This is a genomic window from Pedobacter sp. BAL39 (assembly GCF_000170795.1).
In the GTDB taxonomy this organism is placed as follows: domain Bacteria; phylum Bacteroidota; class Bacteroidia; order Sphingobacteriales; family Sphingobacteriaceae; genus Pedobacter.
Genome location: NZ_ABCM01000002.1, coordinates 309345 through 328568, shown reverse-complemented (window position 1 = coordinate 328568; position 19224 = coordinate 309345). Strand labels below are relative to the sequence as shown.

The 19224-nt window shown below is 44.5% G+C and carries 14 protein-coding genes and 1 tRNA gene; 3 read left to right on the top strand and 12 right to left on the bottom strand.

Annotation, left to right across the window (positions count from 1 at the left end; genetic code table 11):
* Positions 1–9: 9 nt before the first annotated feature.
* The 8 genes from PBAL39_RS03665 to PBAL39_RS03630 all read right to left on the bottom strand — a co-directional run bounded on the left by PBAL39_RS03665 (position 10) and on the right by PBAL39_RS03630 (position 10023).
* Positions 10–1158, bottom strand: coding sequence for a DegT/DnrJ/EryC1/StrS aminotransferase family protein (locus tag PBAL39_RS03665; RefSeq protein ID WP_008238429.1), 1149 nt, complete (start codon positions 1156–1158; stop codon positions 10–12).
* The gene (locus PBAL39_RS03660) at positions 1155–2597 is read right to left on the bottom strand and encodes a lipopolysaccharide biosynthesis protein (protein WP_008238427.1); all 1443 of its coding nucleotides are present in this window, start codon (positions 2595–2597) and stop codon (positions 1155–1157) included. Before PBAL39_RS03660 ends, PBAL39_RS03665 begins: the two co-directional genes overlap by 4 nt.
* A gap of 26 nt (positions 2598–2623) precedes the next feature.
* Positions 2624–3916 (bottom strand): nucleotide sugar dehydrogenase, encoded by a 1293-nt coding sequence (locus PBAL39_RS03655; protein ID WP_008238424.1) that lies wholly within the window; start codon positions 3914–3916, stop codon positions 2624–2626.
* A 27-nt stretch (positions 3917–3943) separates the two neighbouring features.
* Complete coding sequence (locus PBAL39_RS03650) at positions 3944–4465, bottom strand: UpxY family transcription antiterminator (protein ID WP_008238422.1); 522 nt, start codon at positions 4463–4465, stop codon at positions 3944–3946.
* Between the two features lie 135 nt (positions 4466–4600).
* Positions 4601–6898 carry a tyrosine-protein kinase family protein gene (locus PBAL39_RS03645; protein WP_008238420.1) on the bottom strand — a complete coding sequence of 766 codons (2298 nt, stop codon included), beginning with the start codon at positions 6896–6898 and terminating at the stop codon, positions 4601–4603.
* A gap of 31 nt (positions 6899–6929) precedes the next feature.
* Entirely contained in the window at positions 6930–7700 is a 771-nt protein-coding gene (locus tag PBAL39_RS03640) for a polysaccharide biosynthesis/export family protein (RefSeq protein WP_008238419.1), read from the bottom strand.
* 172 nt (positions 7701–7872) lie between these two features.
* Positions 7873–8547: a competence protein gene (locus PBAL39_RS03635; RefSeq protein ID WP_157273882.1), complete on the bottom strand. Its 675-nt coding sequence runs from the start codon at positions 8545–8547 to the stop codon at positions 7873–7875.
* A gap of 180 nt (positions 8548–8727) precedes the next feature.
* Positions 8728–10023: an OFA family MFS transporter gene (locus PBAL39_RS03630; protein WP_008238415.1), complete on the bottom strand. Its 1296-nt coding sequence runs from the start codon at positions 10021–10023 to the stop codon at positions 8728–8730.
* A 149-nt stretch (positions 10024–10172) separates the two neighbouring features.
* On the opposite strand from PBAL39_RS03630, the gene PBAL39_RS03625 reads away from it, so the two are divergent.
* Together PBAL39_RS03625 and PBAL39_RS03620 are read left to right on the top strand one after the other, a co-directional pair.
* Complete coding sequence (locus PBAL39_RS03625) at positions 10173–10946, top strand: threonine/serine exporter ThrE family protein (RefSeq protein WP_008238414.1); 774 nt, start codon at positions 10173–10175, stop codon at positions 10944–10946.
* 1 nt (position 10947) lies between these two features.
* Complete coding sequence (locus PBAL39_RS03620; RefSeq protein ID WP_008238413.1) at positions 10948–11451, top strand: threonine/serine exporter family protein; 504 nt, start codon at positions 10948–10950, stop codon at positions 11449–11451.
* A gap of 77 nt (positions 11452–11528) precedes the next feature.
* Here the strand turns inward: PBAL39_RS03620 and PBAL39_RS03615 are convergent, their stop codons facing one another.
* The 4 genes from PBAL39_RS03615 to pflB form a co-directional block, all read right to left on the bottom strand.
* A complete protein-coding gene (locus tag PBAL39_RS03615; RefSeq protein WP_008238412.1) occupies positions 11529–12590 on the bottom strand; it encodes a hypothetical protein in 1062 nt (353 codons plus the stop codon).
* A gap of 78 nt (positions 12591–12668) precedes the next feature.
* Entirely contained in the window at positions 12669–15299 is a 2631-nt protein-coding gene (gene adhE, locus PBAL39_RS03610; RefSeq protein ID WP_008238411.1) for a bifunctional acetaldehyde-CoA/alcohol dehydrogenase, read from the bottom strand.
* Between the two features lie 211 nt (positions 15300–15510).
* Entirely contained in the window at positions 15511–16293 is a 783-nt protein-coding gene (pflA, locus tag PBAL39_RS03605) for a pyruvate formate-lyase-activating protein (protein ID WP_008238410.1), read from the bottom strand.
* 69 nt (positions 16294–16362) lie between these two features.
* Positions 16363–18597 (bottom strand): formate C-acetyltransferase, encoded by a 2235-nt coding sequence (pflB, locus tag PBAL39_RS03600; RefSeq protein ID WP_008238409.1) that lies wholly within the window; start codon positions 18595–18597, stop codon positions 16363–16365.
* Positions 18598–19026: 429 nt separating this feature from the next.
* On the opposite strand from pflB, the gene PBAL39_RS03595 reads away from it, so the two are divergent.
* Positions 19027–19102: transfer RNA gene (locus PBAL39_RS03595), tRNA-Lys, on the top strand.
* Positions 19103–19224: the final 122 nt, after the last annotated feature.

Genomic DNA, 19224 nt, shown 5'->3' with positions numbered 1-19224 from the left:
GGTGTAATTTTAGAAGGCCGCATTAAGCTTTCTGTCCGTCTCGATGGCAAACATTGAAGGAATAAAATCATTTGAGTTTTCATATTGCTGTACCCTTAGGATCACCCTGGTGATCAGGTCAAGGTCACTGCTGGTGAGGGTATGGTACAATGGAAGACATAACATCCTTCGGGAAACAGACTCACAGACTGGCATATGTGCCGGATTTAGAAATGGAAGGGCAGACAGCGAAGGATAAAAATACCTGCGGCAGTATATTTTCTCATTTTCCAGCGCTTTCATGCATTTGAGCATCAGTTGCTCATCATCAAAAAGCACAGGAAAATAAGCATAGTTGTAGTCCAGATCTGTATTCAGCTTTGGATAACTTGCCTTCAGGGTAGCCAGTGCCCGCCAATAATAGAAAGACAACAGTCGCCGTTTATCCAGGATTTCATCTACCTGCTTCAGATTGCATAAACCCATGGCTGCATGAAACTCGCAATTTTTGCCATTGATGCCTAGCTCTGAAAATTCTTCTGGGCCATGATATCCGAAATTACGCATAGAAGCCATCTTTTTCAACAGCTCGGGACTTCTGGTAAAAACAGCGCCCCCTTCAATGGTATGAAAAAGTTTCGTGGCATGGAAACTTACCGTACTGATATCACCATATTCAAACACCGACTTGTTTTTATATTTGGTACCAAAACAATGGGCGGCGTCATAAATAACTTTCAAGTCATAACGATCGGCAATTTCCTGAATGGCGTCAATGTCGCATGGGTTTCCGTAGACATGAGTCGCGAGGATCGCTGAGGTTTGAGGGGTGATCGCCGCTTCTATCTTTCTGGGATCGATATTGAAGGTCTCCACATCGATGTCCACATACACAGGTTTGCAGCCCTCCCATACAAGGCTGCTGGAGGTGGCGACAAAAGAAAAGGGCGTTGTGATGACCTCACCCATCAGCTCCAGCGCATTGATAGCCAACTGCAGGGCCATGGTGCCACTTGACACATAAAGCAAATGGCTGAGTCCAAGATAATTTTTAAGTTTAAGCTCCAGCTCGTTGACCAGAGGACCGTTGTTCGTAAGCCACTGGCGCTCCCATATGCTACTTACATAGGATTCATACTCCTGAACTTTAGGAAGAAATGGTTTGGTTACAGGTATCATCGTTTTAAGATTAGTTGTTTAAAATCATCAATAGCAGGGAGTTTCATCATGTTGCTGCTCCCGAGGTAAATGACCATGAAGAACAGGGTGTCGACCAGGATTCTGCTGAAATGAGGCAGCTGCATGGATTTAAAATAAAGGTGATCCGCCAGAAAACACAATGTACCAGCGAAGGCAGAGGTGGCAAAGACGGGAAACATATCCGCCAGTTGTTCTCCGATGGGGTAGCTGATCATCCTGCCGCTATAGATGGCATTGATATAATAGCCCAGAAAGCTAAACAGCAGCTGAAAATATAATAGTCCATAAATACCGAAAGGAATGACGGCAACAATACCTGCGATGCAGATGCCTTTCTTTATGAACTCCAATTGAAGGATCAGGTCGCTCCGTCCCTTTACCTTCAGAATGTTCAGGTTATAGGAATGCAGTGGGTACATGATCCCCGCAAGACATAAAATCTGAAAGTAAGGTACTGCAGGAAGCCATTTTTCTGTAAGGAGAAATGCAAAAAACGGTTCGGCAATGATCGCAAGCAACACCAATGCCGGCGTATTCCAGAACAACACCTGTTGCATCAACTTCCGGTATACAGCCTTCAGTTTATGCTCATCATCGGCAATTGAGGAAAACATCGGATAGGTTACTTTATTGATGACCACAGTGATGTTGCTGACCGGCAACTGGCTGACGGAATCGGCACGCGAATAGAAACCGAGCTGAGCCAAAGGGTAACTCCTTCCGATGATCAATACGTAAATGTTTTTAAAAATAATCTCCAGTAGCCCCGAAAGTGTCATTTTGTATCCGAAATGAAAGTGTCTCTTAAAACAGGCATAGTCAAAAATCCAACTGGGGCGCCACCTGGAGTAGATCCAATGCAATACCGTGGAGAATAGTGACTGGCATAGGTTCATCCATACCAGGCTCCATACGCCATAACCACTGCTTGCCAGTAACAAGCCAATGATTCCACCAGCCAGCACAGAGGGAACCTGAATCTTCATCTGTAGTTTAAAATTCATTTCCTTGGTGAGCCGTGCGTTCTGAATGCTGAAGAAAGCATTCAAAATAAAATCAATCGCATACACCCGCAACACCATGCTGAGTACCGCCTGATGATAAAATATGGCAACGATTGGCGCAATCAGGTAGACCAGGCCATACATCAGCAGGCTACCTATAAGATTAAAAAAGAACACCGTAGAGTAGTCAGCCTGTGTCAGGTCCTTAGAGCGGATCAGTGACGAAGCCAATCCACTATCCAGCAGCGAATTGCCAATAGCAATCACTATTCCCAGCATGGCAATAAGGCCAAACTCTGCAGGCATAAGCATCCTGGCCAGCATGATGGTCATGCCAACACCAATAAGTTGTACGCTGAATTGTTGGATGAAGGTCCACACCAGGCCGGTAATGGTTTTCTGTTTTAGGCTCATTGAAATGGGTTGAAGGTCTGAATGGCCTATAATCGCATGTTCACCATGCTGTCGGGCAACATCGACTTGATATCATACACAACGGTCTCCTGATGACACATTGCAGAAACATCTATATCTTTAAATTTCAGATGTGCAACTGCGAGGATAATGGCGTCGTAGGTTCTGTCTTTTGCATGTCCATTCTGACAAATGACCCCGTATTCCTTCTCGACCTGTTTGGGGTCTGCCCAGGGATCATGAATTACCACGTTAATATTGTATTCCCTTAGCCTCCTGACGATATCTATAACTTTTGTATTTCTCACATCCGGGCAGTTCTCCTTAAAGGTAAAACCCAGGATCAGTACATCACTATTATATACGCCTTTACGGGAAACAATCTTCTTCACCAACTCGTCGGCAATATAACTACCCATACGGTCGTTGATCCTCCTTCCTGCGAGGATGATCTCTGGATAATAACCCATTTCCTGAGCCTTCTGGGCAAGGTAGTAAGGATCTACCCCGATACAGTGCCCTCCAACCAGTCCCGGTTGAAACTTCATGAAGTTCCATTTAGTCCCCGCAGCTTTGAGTACCTCCTGGGTATCAATGCCAAGACGGTTAAAGATCATGGCCAGTTCATTGACGAAAGCGATATTGATATCGCGCTGTGCATTCTCAATTACCTTAGCGGCCTCCGCTACCCGGATGGAGGAAGCCTTGTAGGTACCCGCGTTAATAACCGAGCGGTAAAGGCAATCGATTTTTTCCGCAGCATCGGGGGTCGATCCCGATGTGATCTTTAGGATATTGGCCACGGTATGGTCTTTATCACCAGGATTGATCCGCTCAGGGGAATAGCCGGCGAAGAAATCGACATTGAACCACAGGCCTGATTGTTTTTCCAGTACCGGCACACATTCATCTTCCGTTACACCAGGATATACCGTAGATTCATAAACAACAATATCCTTTTTTTTCAGCACCTTGCCTACTGTTCTGCTGGCTGCAAGAAGAGGCTCAAGGTTCGGCCTGTTGTTTTTATCTACAGGTGTAGGTACTGTCACAATGAAAACGTTACAGTTTTTGAGCAGTGCGATGCTATCTGTACAGAACAGCCCTGTCAGGGTAGTGCAGTCGTTAGTGAGTACCGTCAACAGCTCAGCCTCATCCACTTCATGGGTATGATCGTGCCCGGCTTTTAGCTGACGGATTCTCTCAGCATTGATATCAAAACCAAATACCTTATATTTTTTCGAGAATTCTACCGCGAGGGGTAGCCCAACATAACCGAGGCCGATTACTGCTATTTTAGTATTTTCAAGCGGATTCATATGCTGACATCTATAGATTTAATTCACTCAGTTCAGCTCCAGCGCCGATACCATTACTTTGGAAATGAGTATGCTGCTGAGGTTATCGATAACCAGCAGCACATTTTTCCCTCTTACCTGAAGGACCTTGCCCTCCTGCTCCCCCATCAGCCCCGCTTTAATTCTGACACGGTCGCCCACCTCCAGATCGCGCATGCTGACAATTTCTGCATCTGGATATTTTTCCAGGTTGCTTTTGATCTCCTCAATCACGGAATGCCGGATCTCGGCCAGATGCCCCATGTAATACACAAAGTTGACCACACCGATATTCAGCCTGACATTTAACTCTTCACGGGGATGAATACAGACAAAGACATAGGAGCTAAACAGGGGCAGCTCAACCACCTTGATGCGGTCGGCCCACTGGCTCTGAACCTTTCTAAGGGGGCAATAACACGTGATGCCTTGCATCTTCAGTTGCTGCTCCACCTTTTTTTCCCAACGCGGGCGGGTATAGACGGCAAACCATTTTTGAACTCCACGAGCTGCAGCGATTGGTGTTTCCATTTGAGGCATTATTTTTAGGTGAACTGATGGTCATTTCGGCGGACATAGCTTCGCTACCTCACTTACATGATTGCTTTTTAATAAATTGAAAAAAATCTGAATCCCCCCTGTAATCCTGAATGGATTACTTAATCATCAAGCAGTATAAGCATAACGTCCATACCGATAGACGTTTCTATTTTCTTTCTTGGCATCGTTAAATACAAGCATCGGATTTCTGAGCTTTTGATTTTCGCAGATATCAGCAAAGATGCCCAACTCAGTTTTATCGGTATAATTGTACCGCACCAGATAGATACTCGCATCGGCGTATTTGGCAAGACTGAAAGCATCAGCAACCCTACCCACCGGGGAAGTGTCAACGACAATCACTTCAAACCGTTGCTTAAGTTCTGCAAATAAATCCTGAAGCCTTTCGCTGCTGAGCAGCTCCGCCGGGTTTTCCGGAAGATCTCCACATCCAATGACAAAGAGGGAGTTGCTGTCTTTTACGGGCACGAGCAGATCATCGATGGTAAGACTGCCGGACTTTAGGTAGTCTGATAACCCGAGCTCCACCCTCATATTCATATGCTTCAACAAATCCGGCTTACGCAAATCAAACTCAAGCAATACAACTTTTTTCCCGACCAGTGACAGTGTGATCCCTAAGTTGATAGCGAAAAATGTTTTCCCCTCCCCTTTGGTCGTTGAGGTCACCAGAAGCGTCTGATTTTGACCACTGGTGTCCATGAAGTCTAAATTCGACCTGATGAACCTGAAGAGCTCCGAGATCGTCGTGCTCCTGTCTTCGTGCACCACGATGGAACTACCTATTGATTTATGGCTTAGTTCACCCAGTATACGTGCGCCTCCCAATTGGAATGGCACATCATTGATATCTTTCACTTTATTGCTCAATTTGCGCGTTGCAAATATGATCGCGGCCGGAAATCCAAGTCCGAGCACGATGCCCATCAGGTAGATCACCTGTACTCTTGGTTTTGCCGGAATGGATACCGCTGCGGGATCATCCACAACCTCTGAAGTAGGGATGGTAGCAGACAGGGACAGCTGCGTTTCTTCGCGTTTTTGAAGCAGATAATGATAGATAGCCGTTTGAACACTTTGCTCTCTGCTCCTTTCCATCAATCCCTTTTCTAGTCCAGGTATACTTCTTAACCTTGCTGTATAGGTCGAGCTGCTGTTCCCCAGGCTGGACCGCTCCAGCTGAAGTCCCCGGCGGATTACCTTCAGGTTCTCCATCAGATTTCCACGCAATGCTGCGAGTTGATCTGTGATGTTGACTACCAGAGGGTTGCCTGGTTGACTCGTTTGCAGCAAACGCTGTCTTTCGATCTGAAGGTTATTATATTTATCTGCGAGACTTTGAAAAGTAGGGTCTTTGACACCAAGCGTTGCAGGAACCATCTGAAATTTACCTTCATTGCCCGAGAGGTAGCCTATGAGAGATCTCACCTGACTCAGCTGCATATTGCTGGACGCAAGCTGCTGATTGTAATGAGTTGACGATTGTAGGTCCATCTCCGCATCAGTACTGAGTTCCGTGACCCTGTTGTCCTGTTTATAAAGCTCTACTCCCTTTTCGATGCCGGACAATTCTGCAGAAAGAGAATGAAGCCGCTCGTCGATCTGTTTGATGCTCAACTGGGCGAGTCTTGTTTTGCGCTTTACACTCTCCACATTATATCTTTCAATAAGCCGGTTTAGAAAATCCACCCCACGCTGAGGGACCGCATCCATCATACTGATCACAATGTTATTGGCATCCTTTGTTACGGGCATGATAAGCAGCTGCGAAACACTGTAAGATTCCGCAAGTCCCTGTATGTTGACAAACGATATCTGTATCGGCCTACTTCCACTTTTGAATGCGGGGCCTTTAAAAACGGTAATTTTAAAATCAGGGCTAACCAGTCGCTCTCCAAAACGACAAATGCGTTGATGCGCACCATCTCTAAAAATAAACTGCCCTGAATTGATAATTTCAATAGATAATTTTCTTTTTACGTATCCGGCAGGCATTATCGTATCCGGCAATATCCGGAATGAAAGCTCAGGTCCATATAGTTCCTTCCTGCGTGGCAACCTATTCAGAAAATATCGGGTCTCAGCAGACATATCCTTCAAAACTGCCCCAATTAATTTCTTAGAACGAAGTACCTCCATTTCATTATCTACGGTTTGTTTGGACTGGAACATATTGAGATCGCTGAAAGCCGTTCCTTTGAGAAAACCATCACCTTTGGCATCCTCCTCCACACGTAGAACTGTCGTGATCTTATATTGTGGTACTGTCATCAGCAGATATACATACGCTCCACCTATGCCTAAAGCCAGCATAACGACAAACACATACCAGTATTTGAGGTATTGAAGCAGCTGGCTTTTGAAGTCAGGTACTTGATGTGCAGACTGCAGGTAGGTTGACATGGTGTTTGTTTTGGTGGTGGTGTTTGTATTTTTATCTGTTCAGGAGGGCTGTGGCAAGTACCGCAACAGCGGATATCGTGGCTACCACAAGTGGCATCGTCCTGCTGCTGTTGCTATATTCGACGGATTTGGCTTTATCTGGTTCAACATAAATCACATCATTTTGCCTAAGGTAAAAATAGGGAGAGTTGAGTGCCTCTTTATGATTTAAGTTTACCCTCGCAAGTACCCTCTCACCATCGACCTCCCTAATGAGCAATACATTTTCTCTTTTTCCATAGGCGGTCATGTCTCCTGCCATTCCCAATGCTTCAAGCAATGTGATCTTTTCATTTTGCACGCTGAAAGTTGAGGGATGATTGACCTCGCCGATGACAGTAATCCTGAAGTTCATGAATTTTATATTAACCATGACGTCACCCTTGACGGTATTCTTTTTAAGGGCAGCAGTTACAGCAAATTCCGCTTCAGCCAGCGTCAGCCCTCCAATTTTCACTTCGCCAAGTAAAGGCAGGTTAATCATCCCGAGTTCATTGACACGGTAGCCTTCCTTTTCATAGACACCACTTGCGTTGATCGAGCTGGAGTTTGAAGCATACAAGGCATTGGTTGCCTCACTACTGGTTTTGACTGTAAGGCTCAATACATCATTTTTTAGAATCCGGGACTCCCCATTACCGGAAATCATGCCGCTCCGACCATCTTTGTTGCTCAGATCACTGAAATACACCAAATTACGCTGTCTGGCACAGCCTGATACAATTATTAAGAATAAGGAATAAATAATAATCTTAAATTTCATAACCAATGTTTTATTATTAATACAGATTACTTTGCATTAATTACTATGAATTAAATTTAGAGACTAAATTTTATTAAAGCATTAGGTTTTTAGTGATTGTGAAACAGATTGTGCAAGGATGTGAAAGGATTTTTACAGAAGTGTGCAACAGGTTGTGGAGGTGTGAAATCTATTATACACTCACCAGATATTGATCAATAAAAGATTTGCGGCTGATCATATGCAGATAGGCATAATCTCCGGAGACCTGCGGCCTTTGTTTCAATTGATACAAAAAGTGCCCGCCGAGATCAACTACAATAGGTGCCTTTGCTTCGTACCACACCCGATGAGGTTGTTTCCAACAAAATGAATAATAATATGAGGTAAGCGGTATATTTTTAAGCTCCGGGTGATAGAAATTCATGACCTTAGCGGCTCCATGGCCATATAGGAACTCAGATGTCCTGATCATGGAAAGGTGATCACTATGACAAAAATCGAAACCATTCAGCCTCGGATCGTCCACATCAGGGAGGCTCTTAAGAATCCTGAAGCCCTTAAATTTCTTGCCGTTCAATACCCACACCAGCTTGGGATAAAAAGCTTCTCTGCTTCTTAGCTCTTCCAGACTGATCGGTGAGTTCTGAAATTCGAGTGTAGTGCCACAGGGGGTATGCACATCGGCGCGGTGTAAATCTCCCAGCAATTGATCGGTAAAGCTGAGTTCCCGGAATGAGGCAGGAAATACTTTCTTCCAGTTTCTGTGCCATGATGTTTCTCCATAGCTTTTCCATACCTTCTCTTTCTCCTGAAATAAATTAGAATTGAACTCCATACCCGAATGCAGCAAAAACTTAGCAGTCACAAAAATATACTAAAGCATTTAGCATTCAAAATACTGTGCGAATTTTCGGGATTATATTCTATGTTCACCTATTCTGAGATATCGAGAAGGCGTAAACAAAAAACCTCATTCTGAAACGCATCAGAACGAGGTAGCAATAAATTGGTTAGAATAGTTAAAGTTAAAAAGGCGCTGTTTAGCTTAATCGACAAATTCCGGAACTTCTTCCAGCCATGCCATGCTGATTTCCAGTTCTTTTTCTTTTGCTGCACGCATCTTTCTGACTTCCATTTTGAGTAAAACAGAAATCACCAAAGCAATTACGAGCAATGCGGCAAAGCCATACATCGTACCATCATAGCTGTTTGTCGCACTCCTGGTAAATGCGGCAAATAATGGTCCTGCCATACCGGCAGCTGCCCATGCCGTCAGCATGTAGCCTACTATAGCTCCAAGTTCTTTGGTTCCGAACAAATCTCCTACATAGGCCGTGACGGATGAAAAACCACCGCCATAACAGGAAATGATCACAAATATCAGGGCCTGAAACATCAGTGGATTTGTGGCACTTGGCACCAACATGAAGGCGACGATTTCCAGCATCAAAAATACGATGAAGGTATTGGGTCTTCCCAGGTAGTCCGACAAGGTGGCCCATCCAATGCGGCCGCCACCATTAAAGATTCCCATAAATCCCACCATTGCTGCCGCCGCAACAACTGTAAGTCCGGCAAATTCCTGTGCCATTGGTGATGCGGCGGAGATAATGGCGATGCCGCAGCAGATGTTGATGAAAAACATCACCCATAGGTACCAGAAACGTTTTGTCTTGATCGCCTCCTTCGCAGTCATCTGTGAAAGGTCCCCGCTGACGATTTTTTTTGTGGCGACATCGCTTGTTTTCATGCCCTCAGGCACCCAGCCCTCAGGCGGAGCGGATATATATCTTGAAGAAGCAAAGATGATCAGAAAATAACTACCACCCATGATAAAGAAAGTATTGGCGATTCCTACTGAAGAGATCAATGAAACAATCAGCGGGCTGCTGATCAGTGCGGCAAAACCGAAACCCATAATTGCAAGCCCCGTTGCCAGTCCCCGTTTATCCGGAAACCATTTGATCAATGAACTGACAGGAGTAATATAACCTATCCCAAGTCCGATCCCGCCAACCACACTATAAGATAGGTACAATAAATAGATAGACCCCAGGTGTACTGCAAGCCCGGAACCAGCAATGCCCAGTCCGAAGCAAATGGCAGAAAGCATGCCCGACTTCTTTGGGCCTATTCTCTCTGCATAGCTTCCCAGAAAAGCCGCCGACATCCCGAGGAAAAAGATGGCCAGCCCGAAGGTAAATTGTGTTTCCTTCAGTCCCCAGCCCAGTTTATCAATTAATGGTTTTGTGTAGACGCTCCATGCGTAGACAGATCCGATCGAGAGGTGGATGCCTACAGCAGATGCTGCAATTAACCACCTGTTCTTAACTTGGTTCATAGTATTTCAATTAAAATAACGACGCAAATTAAGTGCTATAATGATACATAAAAATGATGACTATCAGTAGATTAACAAGTAAAATATGCCATACGTCATTTTGCAGGACCATTTACAACATTAGCTTTGACCTAAACAAAAACTGATGAATGAACACCGCAACGCTGCATAAGGATACCAAAGCACTTGGTGAAACGCTATTAGAAATTTCCATCCTGCTCATGGTGTCAGGAGCAAGCACCGAGCGGGTGAGAACAACAGTAGACAGGATATCCAGCCGCTTTGAGCTCACGACTTATATACTTGTTTCCCAGCGGACGATCATCATCAGCATTTACAACGATGTCAACGAATGTGTGTTCAATAGTTTCAAGCGCACCCTTGCGCATACGACGAACTTTAGCACCGTATCAGAAATCAGCCGCATCAGCTGGTTGATAGTTGAAGAAAAATGGAGCGTTCAGCGAATCCATAATGAGCTAGTGAAGTTGAGCGCTATTCCTCATTATCCAAGATTGATGGTCCTTGGTTTAACAGGATTAGCTGGCGCTTCTTTTTGCAGACTGGCCAATGGCGGCATGACCGACATGGCCTTTGTGTTTTTAGGGACTTTTGCAGGCCTGCTGGTCAGACAGGAAACCTCAAGAATGAGGTTCAATCCCTATGTGTGTGTTTATTTCTCCGCATTGTGCGCTTCGCTGGTCGCGGGCTGCCTGATCCGCCTCGATCCTCAGATCAATCATGAGGCCGCCTTTGTAACCTCTGTCCTGTTCCTGATTCCCGGAATTCCGCTCATCAATGCTTTCTCAGACATGATCGACGGGAACATTCAAAATGGTCTGATCAGAGGGCTGCACGGTTTTATCGTTTCATTTTTTATCGCACTTGGACTCCTTACGTCCATGGCAATTTATCGGTTTTAGGATGGAGTGGTTATTATTGACAGAAAAATGTATCTGGTTTGGATTGGCCGCAGTAGGATTTGCAGTGCTTTTTAATGTACCTGCCAGGACGCTGATTGCTGTATTTATCATGGGGGCATTAGGCGGCATAGCCAAAATATTTATGATGAAACTCGGCTTTAACATCATTTTGAGCTCTCTTTGCGGATCCGCACTGATCGGCATCCTCAGCATTTCTTTCGCACATAAAAAACATGCACCGCCAACCATCTTCGCTATTCCGGCGGTAATTCCCATGGTGCCGGGGATTCTTGCTTACCGGATGATGCTTGGTCTGATGAGTCTGGCCAGTGCAAACCGGCCGACAATGAATGAACAGATACTTTCAGACACCGTTCATAACGGACTGACAGTGATGTTCATATTAATGAGTCTTGCTGCGGGTGTTGCTTTACCAATGCTGGTGACAAGGAAGGAATCTGCGAAACAACTGCGATTCAGGAAACCTGGAAAACGCACACTTTAATCAGTGGTTTAATCCACAGACGAATACTTCTATTTCATGCAATTTTTCTAATCCAGGTTACAACTTTCCATAAACGATTACCAGGTAGATTTTATGCGTTCAGAAAGGTAAAGATTGAGTTGTTCTTCAACAAGCTCCCCCATGCTCCTGCAATGGCTGAAGGCCGAGACATTGTGGTATTCACTCAGCTCCTCCGCCAGCTGATCGACCTTTCGTTGTGGTGCAATCACATCCATTTTCATGCAGGTCAGCAAATCCATCAATCTGTAATGCACAAGCTTAATCCTATTATTGATGAGGCTGCGCTCCTCTTCCTGGTACTGTCTCATAGTTTTGCTGTCCATGTGTTTGATGCCTAACAATACAAGCAGTTTATTTTCCTTGAAATAATGAGGCAGATAGAACTGACGCCTTCCTTCATAAGATTGCTGATCGAAGTCGATTGCGCGGATACGGTATTGGTTTCCTTCAATGTCGGGAGTAATGTGTACGACGTAATTATAAGAACGCATATCACCAAGAAGGCGTATGAAACACCGTTCATTAAATTTTACAAACTCTTTGCAGATGCGGATCTGATTGAACTTGGAAGTCTCCAGTCTGGTCTTAATGAATACATCACCGGGCAGTCCTGAGATGTGATCCTCGATTAACGTTTCCCCATCAGTAAGGTAACCAATACGGTTTGGAGAAAGAATGTGTTCCAGCTCAAGTCCGTACACACGGGAGGCATCCGCTACTTTCACATAAAAATAGTCATAGTTGTCATTAAACTTATTGATTACCCTGATTCTGAATGGCTTGGAGTTGCCAAAGGTGCAATAATCAATCTGTGCGATCTGCAGATGCTCCGTGACCTCTATATCTCCCGAAGTATTCATTATGGCATAGATCTGCGTTAGTGCAGGAAACAAAACTTCCATTTCACGCTGCTCGTAGTAAACCGTCTCCCACAAGGTATCATTGCCTTCTTTATCCAGCAGAGGTACGCTAAGCTGAAATCGCAACAGGTCGCAGTATTGAACCATGAGCTTCAGGTCCCGGTTATATTTTCCGAGATAAGTCCGAAGGTTATCATTTATAGGATAAAAGACCTTTTTGCGTGATTGTACATCCAGGCGTGATTCGTAGACAGACATAAGGTAAAAATTTCAAAAACCAAAGTGAGCCTGATCTGGCCCACTCTGGTCGGTTATTAGGATTAGAAAATAATGACGTTAGGCCTCAGCAAGCTCCTCTAGTTTCAGCTCCTCCGGAGTCACTTCCTGTGGTCCTTCATAAGCCTTGATGTATATTTTTTTGAGCTCGCTGATCAGTGGATAGCGTGGGTTTGCACCTGTACACTGGTCGTCAAAAGCCTGCTCGGACATCGTATCCAGGCTATTCAGGAATTTGGTCTCATCAATACCATATTCCCTGATGGACTTAGGAATACCTACTTTCACTTTGAGGTCTTCAATTGCTGCAATCAGCAGTTCAACTTTCTCCGCTTCAGTTTCGCCCCCCAGTTTCAGGTAGTCCGCAATCTGGGCATATCTCCATCTCGCGTTTGGATATTTGTACTGAGGGAAAGCAGTTTGTTTGCGTGGATTTTCCACTGCATTAAAACGTATCACTTCCGAAATCAGCATAGCATTAGCAACGCCGTGTGCGACATGGTGGGTAGCACCCAGCTTGTGTGCCAGGGAGTGACAGATACCCAGGAAGGCATTGGCAAAGGCCATACCTGCAATGGTTGACGCATGGGCCATTTTTTCCCTGGCCTTGATATTGGTTGTACCTTCATTGTAAGCATCTGGCAGGTATTTGAAGATGAGCCTGATTGCCTCCAGTGCGAGTCCGTTAGTGAATTCAGAAGCCAGAACAGAAACATAAGATTCCAGCGCATGAGTCAAGGCATCAATACCGGAAGCTGATGTCAGTCCTTTAGGCATGTTCATCATGAGCTCTGCATCCACAATGGCGATGTCAGGCGTCAATTCATAATCCGCAAGTGGGTATTTGATGTCGGTCAGCTCATCGGTAATTACCGCAAACGGAGTGACCTCAGATCCTGTTCCTGCAGATGTAGGGACTGCAATAAAATTGGCTTTAACCCCCATTTTAGGGAATGGATATACACGTTTACGGATGTCCATGAAACGCATAGCCAGGTCTTCAAACCTTTCTTCTGGGTGTTCATAAAGTACCCACATGATTTTTGCTGCATCCATTGGCGAACCACCACCAAGCGCAAGAATGGCATCCGGCTGGAAGTTGATCATCTCAGCTGCACCTTTACGTGCTGTAATCAATGTTGGATCAGGATCTACGTCAAAATAGACAGTATGGGCAATGTCAAGTTCGTCAAGGATCCTGGTAACACGCTCCGCATAACCCAGGGCAAATAAGACCTTATCGGTTACAATGAACACTTTCTTTTTACCCAGCTCTTTCAATTCCCTTAATGCTACGGGTAGGCATCCATATTTAAAATATACTTTTTCAGGCACTCTGAACCAGAGCATGTTTTCTCTTCTGCTAGCCACGCTTTTAATGTTTAGTAAATGTTTAACGCCCACGTTCTCTGAAACGGAATTCCCTCCCCAGCTACCACAGCCAAGTGTGAGTGAAGGGGATAATTTAAAGTTGAAGATGTCGCCAATGGCACCTTGAGATGATGGCATATTGATGATGGTACGTCCGGTTTTCATCGCTGCACCAAACTTATCAATCCTATCCTGTGAAACTGCCGGGTCAGTATACAATACTGAAGTATGTCCAAATCCGCCCAACTTAACCAATCTGATTGCTTTTGTCAGTGCTTCATCGAAATCCTTTGCGCGGTACATTGCAAGTACTGTAGACAATTTTTCGTGAGAGAAAGGTTCATCGAGCTCTACGGAAGTCACCTCCCCAATCAGGATTTTGGTTTCTTCAGGCACTGTAATTCCAGCGAGCGCAGCAATTTTTGATGCAGGCTGACCAACGATATTTGCATTTAAAACACCATTGATGAGCAGTAATGCGCCTACTTTACTTGTTTCTGACTTGCTTAAGATATAAGCGCCACGATCCAGGAACTCCTGTTTCATTTCGTTGTACACCTTATCAACAACGATTACACTTTGCTCTGAGGCGCAGATCATTCCATTGTCAAAGGTTTTCGACAAGAGGATGGAGTTAGCAGCCATCTTGATGTGAGCTGTTTCATCCACAATTGCCGGTGTATTACCTGCGCCCACTCCTATAGCAGGCTTACCGGATGAGTAGGCGGCTTTTACCATTCCCGGACCACCGGTTGCAAGGATCAGGTCCGCCTGCGACATCACGATCTGCGACAACTCTACAGAGGGTTCTTCAATCCATCCAATGATGTTTTCTGGTGCTCCTGCTTTCACCGCTGCATCAAGGATAATTTTAGCTGCGGCAATGGTAGCATTTTTCGCACGTGGGTGCGGTGAGAAGATGATCCCATTACGTGTTTTTAAGGCAATTAAAGCCTTAAATATTGCAGTGGATGTGGGGTTGGTTGTTGGCACTACAGCCGCGATGACACCTATTGGTTCCGCAATCTTTGTGATACCAAAGGCTTCATCAGTCTCGATGACACCGCAGGTTTTCTCATCTTTGTACTGATTGTAGATGTACTCGGAGGCAAAGTGGTTTTTTATAACCTTGTCCTCTACCAGTCCCATGCCAGTTTCTTCTACGGCAAGTTTTGCCAGCTGTATACGGGCATTATTGGCCGCAATTGCCGACTGACGAAAGATCTCATCAACCTGCTCCTGGCTGAATGTAGAGAATTGCACTTGCGCTTCCCTGATCTTTTCAATTTTTTTAATTAACTTTTCTGCATTTGTTTCCATTTGTAAAGGAATTAATGTGGCACACATCCTACATCACCTTATCATAAGATGCATTCCGATTTGAAATTATTTCACTCAAAGCCCTGCTATTCAAGCTCCTTGTTTTAATAAAGATAGTGTACATATTACACTATATAAATGACGTTAGACAATGCATGAGTTGATGACCATCAGTTTTACTAAAAAAGAATAATTCTAAATTGACCGATGGTTACTTGAGGATAACCTGATTGAAGTACTGATTAAACAGCTCGAGTGTGGATTCCTTAAGTTCCAGGGCTGGTGTAGGTGTATATTTGAGTGGGTATGCCATATTCATCATCTCCCATTTATGCATGCCCAATTGATGAAATGGAATAATTTCTACCCGTTCTACAGTTTTGTAACTGGTAAAATGTTGTGCCCATGCCTTCAGATACTCAGGTTGATCGGTCCAACCTGGAACAAGTACGTAACGCAACCACATTTTACGGCCGATGGATTCACGGTAAGCAGCCAGCCCAAGTGAGGTGCGGTTGGATTGTCCGGTAAGCCGGAGGTGCCATTCTTCGTTGATATGTTTAACGTCAAGAAGTAGCAGGTCAGTGTGCTCCATGAGTTCATGTACCTCCGGAGTATTCATTCTTCCATTGGAATCCAGGCAGGTATTAATTCCATGTTCATGAAGTTTCTTAAAAAAGGCAGTCAGCTTGCTTCTTTGCAGCAATGGCTCACCACCAGAAACGGTTACGCCTCCTTCTTCCCCAAAGTAGGTTTTCTGTCTCAATGCCCGTTTGACAAGCTCATCAATTTCAACCAGACGACCACCTTTAACATCCAGCGAGTCTGGGTTCTGGCAATATAAACAACGGAACTGACAGCCCTGGACGAACACCACCATCCGGATTCCGGGCCCATCGTGAGTTCCGAAAGTTTCCAGTGAATGGATGCGTAAATGCTGCGGGTCATTCATGTTGAGGGCGGCAGCTTCGATGTCTTGGAGTGGGAAGTACATTTTCTAGAAAAAAAGGAACCAGATCTGTAACGACCTGGCTCCATGCTAACAAATATTAAACTTTGGCTTTTACATGGTCTCGTGGAAGGTCCTCGTAATGACCTCCAGTTGGTGTGCGCGGGACAACCTTACGAAGTTAACCGCATATCCAGAAACCCTGATGGTCAGCTGAGGATAATTCTCAGGATGTTCATAGGCATCCATCAGCGTTTCACGGTTGAGGACGTTGACATTCAGATGATGTGCGCCTTGTTTGAAGTATCCTGTTAAGGTACCAACGAGGTTTGCAACCTGTTCCTCCGCACTGTCTCCCAATGATTTTGGAACCATGGAGAAAGTATTGGAGATCCCATCTTGTGCATCATTATAATCCAGTTTACATACAGAATTCAATGAAGCAATGGCGCCACTGCCATCCCTGCCGTGCATTGGGTTTGCACCCGGCGCAAAAGGCTCACCAGCTTTACGGCCATCAGGTGTCGCTCCTGTATTGGTGCCGTACATCACGTTAGAAGTAATGGTAAGCAACGACAATGTTGGTGTAGATTCTTTGTAGGTAGCGTGTTTGCGAAGCTCATTGATGAAGAAGTTAGTCACCTCTTTAGCAATCTGATCTACACGGTCATCATCATTTCCATATTGAGGATACTCACCTTCAATGTTGAAGTCGACAGTCAGCCCTTTTTCATTGCGTACGGGAGTTACCTTTGCATATCTAATGGCAGAAAGTGAGTCTGCGATGATGGAGATACCTGCAGCACCGTAAGCAATGTCAATCCTTGGGTCGCTGTCTACAAAAGCCATTTGTGCTCTTTCATAGTAGTATTTATCGTGCATGTAGTGAATGATGTACATGGCCTTGGCATAAACCCTTGCCAGTTCACTTAGTGAACGTTTGAAGACATCAAATACGATATCATAGTCCAGCACACCCTCAGGAATTGCAGGAATATTATTGATAAGTTTCACACCATCATGTTCCTCACGACCTTCGTTAAGGGCGATCAGCAGTGCCTTAGGTAAGTTGGCCCTTGCACCAAAATGCTGGATAGATTTACCGATTTCCTGATAAGATACACAGCAGGCTATGCCATAATCATCTGAACCACGGTTAGGCCGCATCAGGTCATCGTTTTCATATTGGATCGAAGAAGTATCGATGGATACTTTGGCACAGAATTTCTTAAAGTTCTCCGGAAGTTGATCTGACCACAGCACAGTGAGGTTGGGTTCAGGAGAGGCGCCTAGGTTATATAAGGTCTGCAGAAACCTGAATGAGGTTTTGGTTACTTTTGTACGGCCGTCATGCAGAATTCCTCCCAGGCATTCGGTTACCCATGTTGGGTCTCCACCAAAGATCTCGTCGTAAGAAGCCGGACGCAGGTGACGGATGACACGGAGTTTCATAACAAACTGATCAATCAGTTCCTGAGCACCTGCTTCAGTAAGTATTCCACTTTTCAGATCTCTTTGGATGAAGATGTCCAGAAATGACGATACATTCCCCAAAGACATGGCTGCGCCGTCCTGCTCTTTTACTGCGGCCAGGTACGCAAAATATACCCATTGTACCGCTTCTGTAGCATCTTCAGCAGGACGGTTTATGTCATATCCATACTCAGCTGCCATGGTAGACATGTCTTTCAACGCACTGATCTGATCATTGATTTCTTCACGCAAACGTACTTTATGCTCAGTCATTTCACCACTGACTCTCTGCAGGTCATCTTTTTTTGATTTAATGATCTGGTCAAGTCCGTACAATGCAAGTCTTCTGAAATCTCCAATGATCCGTCCGCGTGCGTAATTATCCGGCAGCCCAGTTAAAACATGTTTAGAACGGAAGCCTCTGATTTCCGTATCGTAAGCATTAAACACACCTTCATTATGATTTTTAGCATAACTGAAGATATCGGTCACACGTTCAGACACTTTCAATCCGCGCTCATTTACTGCAGATTCTACCAGCTTGATTCCTCCGAAAGGCTTCATAGCTCTCTTTAATAACTGGTCGGTCTGCAATCCGACGATCACTTCGTCATCCTGTTTAATGTAACCAGGTCTAAAGGCTGTAATGTCAGAAATGGTTTCGGTATCAATTGCAAGAATGCCATTATTAGCACGCTCCTGCAACAACACATCCTTACAAGCTTCCCATAAACGACGGGTTCTGTTGGTTGATTTACTCAGGAAAGAAGCATCTCCCTGGTAAGGACTTATATTTTTGACAACAAAATCATAAACGTTAATTGTAGAATTCCATTCTCCGGGAGTAAAAAGGATAGTCTTTGTGTCTGTTTCCATGATGATATGTATTAGATTACCCTACAAATGTCCACATCCACAGCCAAAATTAATATGACAATCGTCACAACATCAACAAATTAAGCTCATTATATAAAATCAAAATCTATTAATTACCTGAAAACGCGAATAAGCTTCAATTTGCATGAAGATTCGCTAAAAACAAACAACATTCTTCTGGTTTTATCCAGAATGGCAACATATAAAATATTTTTTAAACTCCTAAACACAGCAACATTGGATAAACACATACCAAAAACCACATTAGATCCGCAACCTAGGTGCTTGCCAGACAACAATTCCTATACAAACAAAAGCACAAATAAAAATTTTAAATGTTAGAAATTATATTCTTTATAATTGATTATTTAGGTTAATTATTTTGTAGATTGCCTATGCGTGCCGGGTCATTCTGATCCCGGCGTTGCAGATCCTGTAGCTCAGTTGGTAGAGCAATACACTCTTAATGTATGGGTCCTGAGTTCGAGCCTCAGCGGGATCACCAATAACCAAACATTACCTAAAATTTAGGCTAGCTGTTTAATCACCTCGCAGCGACCAGTCTGTGCGAATTGCGTGGGTTAAACATAATACCGAGATCAGCTTCATTTAAACGGCCCTCGATTA

Excerpts from the sequence above, each read along its gene's own strand:
- pflA (WP_008238410.1), bottom strand. The coding sequence starts at position 16,293 with ATGTACTTCCCACTCCAAGACATCGAAGCTGCCGCCCTCAACATGAAT.
- PBAL39_RS03625 (WP_008238414.1), top strand. The coding sequence starts at position 10,173 with ATGAACACCGCAACGCTGCATAAGGATACCAAAGCACTTGGTGAAACG.
- PBAL39_RS03655 (WP_008238424.1), bottom strand. The coding sequence starts at position 3,916 with ATGAATCCGCTTGAAAATACTAAAATAGCAGTAATCGGCCTCGGTTAT.
- PBAL39_RS03665 (WP_008238429.1), bottom strand. The coding sequence starts at position 1,158 with ATGATACCTGTAACCAAACCATTTCTTCCTAAAGTTCAGGAGTATGAA.
- PBAL39_RS03650 (WP_008238422.1), bottom strand. The coding sequence starts at position 4,465 with ATGGAAACACCAATCGCTGCAGCTCGTGGAGTTCAAAAATGGTTTGCC.
- adhE (WP_008238411.1), bottom strand. The coding sequence starts at position 15,299 with ATGGAAACAAATGCAGAAAAGTTAATTAAAAAAATTGAAAAGATCAGG.
- PBAL39_RS03620 (WP_008238413.1), top strand. The coding sequence starts at position 10,948 with ATGGAGTGGTTATTATTGACAGAAAAATGTATCTGGTTTGGATTGGCC.
- PBAL39_RS03615 (WP_008238412.1), bottom strand. The coding sequence starts at position 12,590 with ATGTCTGTCTACGAATCACGCCTGGATGTACAATCACGCAAAAAGGTC.
- PBAL39_RS03640 (WP_008238419.1), bottom strand. The coding sequence starts at position 7,700 with ATGAAATTTAAGATTATTATTTATTCCTTATTCTTAATAATTGTATCA.
- PBAL39_RS03630 (WP_008238415.1), bottom strand. The coding sequence starts at position 10,023 with ATGAACCAAGTTAAGAACAGGTGGTTAATTGCAGCATCTGCTGTAGGC.
- pflB (WP_008238409.1), bottom strand. The coding sequence starts at position 18,597 with ATGGAAACAGACACAAAGACTATCCTTTTTACTCCCGGAGAATGGAAT.
- PBAL39_RS03645 (WP_008238420.1), bottom strand. The coding sequence starts at position 6,898 with ATGTCAACCTACCTGCAGTCTGCACATCAAGTACCTGACTTCAAAAGC.
- PBAL39_RS03660 (WP_008238427.1), bottom strand. The coding sequence starts at position 2,597 with ATGAGCCTAAAACAGAAAACCATTACCGGCCTGGTGTGGACCTTCATC.